This is a genomic window from Bartonella sp. MR100HLJHH, assembly GCF_042194215.1.
GTDB lineage: Bacteria > Pseudomonadota > Alphaproteobacteria > Rhizobiales > Rhizobiaceae > Bartonella > Bartonella grahamii.
In genome coordinates this window covers 1-8,536 of the sequence record NZ_JBHIMR010000022.1, presented here as the reverse complement: position 1 = coordinate 8,536, position 8,536 = coordinate 1, and the positions used below count along the sequence as shown (strand labels likewise).

At 37.1% G+C, this 8,536-nt stretch carries 2 protein-coding genes and 1 pseudogene; 1 reads left to right on the top strand and 2 read right to left on the bottom strand.

All coding sequences use genetic code 11. The features are described from left to right. Both ACFIJ7_RS08470 and ACFIJ7_RS08465 read right to left on the bottom strand, forming a co-directional pair. Positions 1–203: pseudogene (locus tag ACFIJ7_RS08470) on the bottom strand (hypothetical protein); the annotation flags it as partial. A gap of 973 nt (positions 204–1,176) precedes the next feature. Continuing rightward, positions 1,177–6,162: a DEAD/DEAH box helicase gene (locus ACFIJ7_RS08465; RefSeq protein ID WP_375645053.1), complete on the bottom strand. Its 4,986-nt coding sequence runs from the start codon at positions 6,160–6,162 to the stop codon at positions 1,177–1,179. Between the two features lie 1,034 nt (positions 6,163–7,196). On the opposite strand from ACFIJ7_RS08465, the gene ACFIJ7_RS08460 reads away from it, so the two are divergent. Next, a partial coding sequence (locus tag ACFIJ7_RS08460) for a ShlB/FhaC/HecB family hemolysin secretion/activation protein (protein ID WP_375645052.1) occupies positions 7,197–8,536 on the top strand: 1,340 nt, incomplete at its 3' end.

Here is an 8,536-nt window from a genome sequence, read left to right as displayed (position 1 = left end):
TCAATAAAACCGCCGAGGTCCCCCGCCTTAACATCATCAAAATCTCTTAGAGCACGTATACGGTGTAAAGTAAGACCGTCAAAAGTGAATTTTTCATTGGTAAATTCGTATTTTTTTGCAGGCTGTTGTTGATTAACAGGGGCGGTTTCATTTGCAATGGAAGAGATAACGGGGGGGGTTAATTTATTAACTATAGCACTCATGCTAAATATCCTATTCGTTCAATTGTTTTGAAATTGACACCCTATAAGGGCGCCGGGCGCTCAAAACACGGCGAATAGTCCGTTGCTACACTTTTCCCTTGAAAGGGTATTGTATGGCATAGCTACACCCGACAAAATTCTCATATACTAACAAAAGCATAAAAGAAAGTCAGTATTTTAAAAGGCATGGGAGAGGCTGTTTCGTAACCTATCCGCTATTCGAAAGTGTTTTGATCACTTGATTATTTATATAACAAAATACGTATTTATTGTCAAATAATATTTTATCTTTTTTGATATTTTTTCTTATTTTTTAAATACGTTGTGTATTGATAATAACTTATGCTTATTAATTGCTTCTTTTATATTTATGTACTTTTAAAGCTATATTATAGGCTTTATGAAACGATTGCGTTATTTTCTGAATCTATACATTTATAATATTTAGAAACGCTCTCATAATGCGTATTTTTATCTTTATAACCTATCAGTTTTTTTACTAAATGGTTTTTAATTTTTTGTGAATTTTGTTTATAAGGGGCTCTAATGTAAACAACCTATATTGAACGCACTCTATAAACACAACCTGTAATATATATATTTTGTAGGGGTTTTGGGGGTGCTTATACTTTTTTCAAAAATTAGGGAATTAAAAGCGTAAAGTAATATAAGTATTCACAACAAAGCTTTTGAAAACAATAAAGCTATCATTTTAGATTACGGTATAATCTTTTAAAGGCAATGTAAAAGAAGCATATTCACTTTAAGATAGGGTTTCTTAAAAGTCTTAAAGGCAATCCAAAGTACAGTGTTTTAAAAAGTGCAAAGCCTTATCTTTTAGAATAACGCATATAAACTATTCTTTTAAAGATTGTATGTAAGCAATTTATAAAAGGGGCATAGAACCTATAGGTATAAAACCTTATACCCCTTATGAGTTTATCATACCCGTTATATGAGCATGCTTTATAAGTTATTCAGTTTCTCTTAGTTCTAATTTTGGTAGGTTCTTAACGATTTTCATGGTCTCTAAACTTACGGTAATAACCCTCTGAAATAACTCTAGAGGGTAGGCAGGGTTGCCAATGGTTTCAACAGCATAACGATTGGCATCATTAACAATGCCACTCTTTTTATCAGTCTTTACGCATTGACGCCCCATAACCCATTCAAGAGCGGATTTACCATTTACAATATAGCTATAAGCTTCCTTAGGTATATCTGTCATTGTGATATTGCTATTGTAAATAACAGTTGATTTATCTTTTTCTTTACCTGCTTTTGCGAATTTCATTTCTGTAACGTAATAGAATTTCTCAGGATTAGAGATCTCTGTAAATTTTGGATTACCCTTTTTAAAGGTCACGGGATAAGGTTCCACATCTTCATAATTTACATGCAAATGACCCAATTCACGTCCTGCTGTCACAAATTTCCAAAAATCTTCAGCATTCTTTACACAAGGGATACGAGGCAATTCTTTAGAGAGGTTATCAGCATAACGAGCACGGTAATCTTCCGAATGAAGTAAACCGTAAACATAATAGAATAGATCATCTTTAGTGATTATTTCATTAGGATAAGCAGCTTGAAAATGGGCTAATCCCTCATCAGTAATAGCATCACGCTTCTGTAAACCAGCATTGATGCTTTTTTCTATAGAATTCGTAAATAAATGAGTTTGTTTCTTGTTTCTATCTTTTGAGACCGTAGTGTCTTCGTAAATATAGCGTGGAAAGCATTGACCTTTTTCTATTGCATCTAAACTAGGTAAAGCTTTATTCATCAAAACAGAAAAGCCCCCCATTGCTCCTATACCTGTAACTTGAATTATTTTATTCTCAATCATTTCCCCTATCGGAAATATACGCGGCATTTGATAGACTCTATGGTTAAAAATACGACTATAGTAAAGCCATTGCTTCGTAAAAGGACGATATAGGCTTTGAATAAGACATTTATCTTCAAATTCAAAAACCTTTCCTCTTACAAACTCTTCTTTTAGACTACTACTCCAACAAATTTTTGTAGCATCAACACTAACAAAATTGTTTACAGCATTTGCACGTAACTTACGGTCAGCATGCGGATAGACATTATTAAAACGTTCCACTTCGCTATTATAGAAAGCAATCATATGACTCATATTTTTTGCTAAAACCTCACGGCTTGAGTTATATGCCCAAGCATCACGGTTAGTTTGTATACCACACGAAAAAGTTTCAAAGAGCTTTTTATTATTTTCCTTTTTCTTATTATTACCCTTCTTATCTCCCAAGGTTAGAAAGCTAGCAAAACTGTCATCACGTTGCTTAATCCAGTCACCATGCTTGTCTGGTTTAATCAATTGCCAACCGCTTTCACGCGTGACACCACCAATACTACCAAAGTATTCAAGAGCAGTAAGTTTTTCTTTTGTTGTGAGATTATCACCAATGTCGTGATAGTAAATTTTACAATCTCTAGAAACATTGGGGTTTTTGATAAATAGTGTCACAGCAATACCAGTCATACTACCGTTGCCAAAAACATTTTCACCTTCTTGAGCGTTATTTTTGTTCATCATATTTTTACGAATATCTCCCCGTAAATTAAGCACATAAATACTCGTAAACTCTTTGGCTAAAGATTTTCGTAAGCAGTCCATTGTTGGCTTTTCTACATAACCAGAACCAGAAACAAAGCCGATTACCCCAGCATCAGCAATACGGTCACTAGCCCAACGAATGGCACGAATATAACTATCATAAAGCGCTCGTGTATTTGTTACTTTAGATTGAGCAGCATAGGTTTCACGAATACGGTTATCTAATATGGGATAAGGAGTATTCTTCGCATTATCGTTTTCGCTTTTTTGCCCTACTGAATAAGGAGGATTGCCGAAGATAACTTCAATATTGAGGTTTTTCTGAAGTTCTAAATATTCACTGTTTTTCTCTAGTAAACCTCTCATCAGATCTTGTTTTTCAAGCATCCGGAATGTATCGGTTAAACCAATATGTTTGAAAGGAGTATACTCTCCTTTCTTCAAACTATGATAAGTCGATTCAATGTTAATGGCTGCTATGTAGTACGCTAGCAAAACAATCTCATTGGCATGGATATCATGACGGAACTTATATTCCATATCCTCTGGTTTTATGAGCTTTGATTGTAAAAGCCTTGTGATAAAGGTACCCGTTCCAGTGAAAGGGTCAAGAATAGAAACACCACGTGACCCCAAGCTTTTTCCAAATTCATTGCGTAAAACATCATCAACAGAATGAATGATAAAATCCACGACCTCAACGGGGGTATAAACAATCCCAAGCTTATCCGTGGTTTTCTTAAATGCCTTGGCAAAAAAACTTTCATAAAGTTTGATAATAAGATTCTGTTTTGCATGAGTTTCGGTGATACCTGCTGTACAGAATGTGACACTTTTGTAAAATTTATCAAGATCTTTCGTTTTCTCTTCGATATTGGTTTTATCCAGTTCCGTTAAGATCTTATCCATTGCTTGCGAAATGGCATTGTTCTGTACAAATTCATTGCCTTCAAACAAGGCTTCAAACACGGGACGCGTGACAAGATGTTGCGCTAACATCTCAATCGCTTCTTCTTGTTTGATATCGCTGTTGACGTTGTTCTTTAGTTCCTTATGAAATGTATCAAAAGCATGATAGGTTTCGCTTGTCTCATCAGTAAGCAGATTTTGAAGATGCGTGATATGATTTTGAGCAATCTCAGCAACATTGTTCGCCCATATGCCCCAATAATCGGTGATTTTAAAACTATCCAGAAAAATGGCTTTGACAAAATCAAAAAATTCAGAACGGCGGAATAGGTCTCCTTGTCCTCCAGATACCGATTGAGATTTGCTTTCTGCTGTTCCAATGACACGTCCAGAACTTTCTGCTTTTGATGGTATCGAGATCTCATCAACCGTTGTGGTAAGCTCTTTTAATTCATCCTCACGCTTAATCTCTATAATCTCAATCGTATGGCTGCTATCTTGTCCTAAAGACATTTGATTAATTGTCCGAGCAAGTCTCTCATCATGAGAATGTAAAGCATGCAAAACTTGCCAAACAACACGGTATCTCTTATTGTTTTTTAAAGCCTTTTTGGCTTCTAAGCGTGAAGGAATGATAATGGGTAAAATGATATAGCCCGTTTTCTTATTTGGAGCACGACGCATCACACGCCCTACCGCCTGTATCACATCGACTTGGCTATTACGCGGGTGTAAAAACATGATCGCATCAAGAGCAGGGACGTCAATTCCTTCAGACAGACACCGAACATTGCTTAAAATCCGACAAACATTTTGACCCGCATCTTCTTTAAGCCAATCCAGTTCCTCATTGCGCTTTTTGACACTTTGCGTTCCGTCAATATGTCTTACTTCACAGTTTAGAAAGGGAACGGTTTGAAGGAAATCATCAATATGAGATTTGATAATTTTATTAAAGAGCTTTGTTATATATTGAGAGGTATTGATATCTTTACAAAAAGCTAAAGCACATTGCATGGGCTCTGTATCATCATCATCAACAGCCGCTTGCTTATCTATTTTGGTAAGTGCTCTATAACAGCCAATAATTTTTGCCGCATCATCTAAATCAATTTCACGGTTTTCATTGGCAATAATCTCCTGTATGGCTGGTGTGATATAGGTTTCATTAATGCCTAAGACCACAATCTTATAAGGGGTTAACAGTTCATTATCGACAGCTTCCGCGAATGTATAATGATGGAGTTGTTTGCCATAAAGCGTTTCATCGTCCATAGATGCCAAAACAGCATTGATCTCATCCGCCCGCCTTTTAGCAGTATCACTAAAGATCTTAGGCGTTGCTGTCATATACAGACGTTTTTTGCCCCAAATGATGCTGTTATCATGAACCTTGATAAATTCGGATTCATTGTTTTCACTTCCCAATGAAGCACCAGTGGTACGGTGTGCTTCATCGCAAATGATGAGATCAAATTCGGGTAAACCATGCTCTTTTTGCGCATCCGAAATCACTTGGATAGAATGGTAAGTTGAAAAGATAACCGTCATTGCATCTGCTAGGTTTTCACTAGCTTCTTTGGCAAGGGCTTGGGCATCCGTGGTAGCAGGGAGCACAAGATCTGATGTTTCCATGCCAACAATATCATCTTGGTTTTTACGACGCTTGCCTACTTTTGTATCCGAACACACAGCAAAAGAACGCAAAGGTACTTGTGCATCGGCTGTCCATTCACGGATCGTTTGTGAGACTAAAGCAAGCGAGGGCACCAAAAACAACACACGCTTGCCTTTTCCTGCTATGGTTTCTGCTATCTTAAGGCTAGTGAAAGTCTTGCCCGTTCCACATGCCATAATCAGCTTGCCACGGTCTGCTTCTTTTAACCCTTCACAGACTTTCTTGATGGCTTCTTCTTGATGGGGACGAGGCTCTTTTATTGATTTAAGAACAATTTCTTTTTTAGTTGCAAATATTTGCCAATCTATACGACTGTTTTCCATATGACGAAGGTCAATGCGATAAACGGGTATCGCTTGTCCTTTGATCATGGCATTGACATTGTCACTTAATTCCACTTCCGTGGTATCGACGAGAAGACGATATTTAAAGATGTCTTTTCCAGAGGCAGCGATAAAGCTATCAATATCTTTTTTACTGATCTGATGGTCAGCTTTATAAAACTTACATTGAATAGCCACATATCCCTCTTGATGACGAAGCTTTGCCACCAGATCAATGCCGATATCATTTTTATTCCAACCTTCACGCTCTTTAGCCCATTCATAATAGCTCTCAACCGTTTCATATCGTCCAAAATGGAGAGGGTCATGCATAAGATAAGCCATGACAAGGTTTTCAAACAGCGTTCCCAATTCACGGGGTGATTTTGCTTGTTGACGATAATATTCTAAGAGAGAGCGTAAAGAGACATGTTCATGATCAGAATGATGAGGGCGAAGCATAAAGAATAAACTCCATGACAATATATTCTATTGATTAATTCTCTTCAAAAGAATCAAAATGAAGCTTATTAAATCCATTTTGAATGAATAGTGAGAAAAATTCGGAAAATGCTAAAAAGCGGATAAATTTTTTCAAAAAGTTTTTTTTAATGCTGTTTATCCACAGCCTATGAGAGAGATCAGATCAGCAAACTAGTGAAATTTGCTATTCGTTTCACGGGTTAATCAAGACAAATGAAGCATGTGCTTTTAAAATATCATAATGATTATTTTGATAGGTTTTATGAGTCACTCAAATAGTCTATTTTGTCAGTTCAATTTACTGACACAAACTGACAAATATATATTATGGATTGTATTTAAGGTTGTATTGTCGATATAGGTTGTATCGTTAAAATACTAACATATTGAAATATAATGATTTTAATTTTCTCTCATTTGAAAAAAATGATATAGGCTCTAAAAAGAACTGACAACACTGACAGCACTGGACAAAACTCTTCTGTTCAGATCACTCAGATCATTGTCTTTGGAGAAAAGTTCTTTGATGAAAATGCCATTAAATATAACTTATTAGAAAATCAAGACTTTGTTTGCTCGCCAAATTTGGCGAGCAAAGGCAGGAAAAAGAGTTTTGCGTAATTGTCTTGAAAGGCTCTCAAAGAGATTTCTTATTGTTTGCTATGATGGTTTTTGACGATAGGATGTGCTTGATAGCATGATGTCTCGTTTATATGCGTGTTGAGTGGCTTAGAGGAGCTGGAGAGTGAATTTATCTCTAATTATTGATAAATATATTGTAGCATTAAACTGGGGATATTGATGTATTAACCATTGACGGGCTAAACAGTTTTGTTTAGAGGTCTTTCTACATAAATGTGGGGGAGAGATCTTCAGCAGTTAAAATAAAGCAGTTTTGGGTGTCACTTTTCTTTGGTTACAGAGGCATGTGCTTTTGTTAAAAGCGTCATAGGGCAGTGGCTGTTTTGAGTGGACTTGTTAGAGGTTCATGAAGTTCTTTTAAATAATGCTTCATGAATAGTGCAAAGCGGGGGCAATCTGTATTGTTTTGTGTATTTTTACGCCAAAGTTCTCTTTTGAGAATTTTTCGTGCCATTATTGTTTTATTTGGCTTGTTTACAGGTGTAAGTGTTTATGCGCGCTCCTCAGCTATTTTTCCTTCCCCAACCGATAATTTTTCTCGCCAACAATCTGAGAAGCAGCAATTAGAAAGAATTGAGAATTTACGCGCTTTAACGCCTAAAAGGATCAAGACGCCTTCAGAGCAAAATCCAGAAACGCTTTTGGGTGGGAAACAATGTTTTCCCATTCATGCTATTGTTGTTGAGGGAGTGCATCATGTCAAAAAGCGCTTTATATCAGCCGTAACAGAGCCTTATGTTGGAAGATGTATTGGTCTTGTCGATATTCAGCTCTTAATCAAGAAGTTAACCAAAGTTTATTTGGATCAAGGCTATGTGACGGCGCGTTTTTACATTCCTGATCAAGATATCAAAAACAGCAAGGCGCTCAAATTTGTTGTCGTTGAGGGCAAGCTTTCAGAGATTTACTATAATGGTTCACCGGCATCTCGTTATAATAATGTTGTGTGGAGTGCTTTTCCTGGGCTTCAAGGTCATGTTTTGAACATGCGCGATATTGAACAAGGGCTTGATCAGATCAACCGTTTGAGTTCAGCGCACGCTCAAAGCGAACTTCTTCCAGGGCGTGAAGAAGGGGGCACCATTGTCAATATTAACAATCATCCCGATAAAACTTTCAAGGTTACTGTTTCTCATGACAATATGGGACAAGTCTCCACGGGTTATGCGCGTTATAGTGCGGGCTTAAGGGTAGAAAATATTTTAGGGATGAATGATGCGTGGGATTTTAACTATCAACGCAGTGAGCCCGATTATTGGGGTGGGAGCAAGCAAGAAGGACATAGCAATAACATTTCAGCGAGTGTGAGTATTCCGTACGGTTATTGGACCTTTGGATTGAATGGCACTGTTTATAATTACCAAAGCATAATCCCTGGCAATTTTACCGATATTGAGACGACGGGGGATTCCAGTGAGTTGCACGCCAGTACAAGCAGGGTTCTTTACCGTGATGGTATTTCCCTTACAACCTTGAATTTAGGTCTTTCTTATAAAAGAACCAACAATTACCTTCTTGGCAATAAGATAGAGGTTGGTAGCCGTCAATATAGCGTAGCCAATTTTGGGATTTCGCATTCGCGCCAGATGCTGGGTGGAACTTGGACTTTTGATGTGAGTTATTTGCAAGGTCTTCCCTTGTTTCATTCTGTCAAGAAGCACGATCCAGGAGCAGGGGATGCGGAGCCACAATTTGCCAAATTTACCGGCAC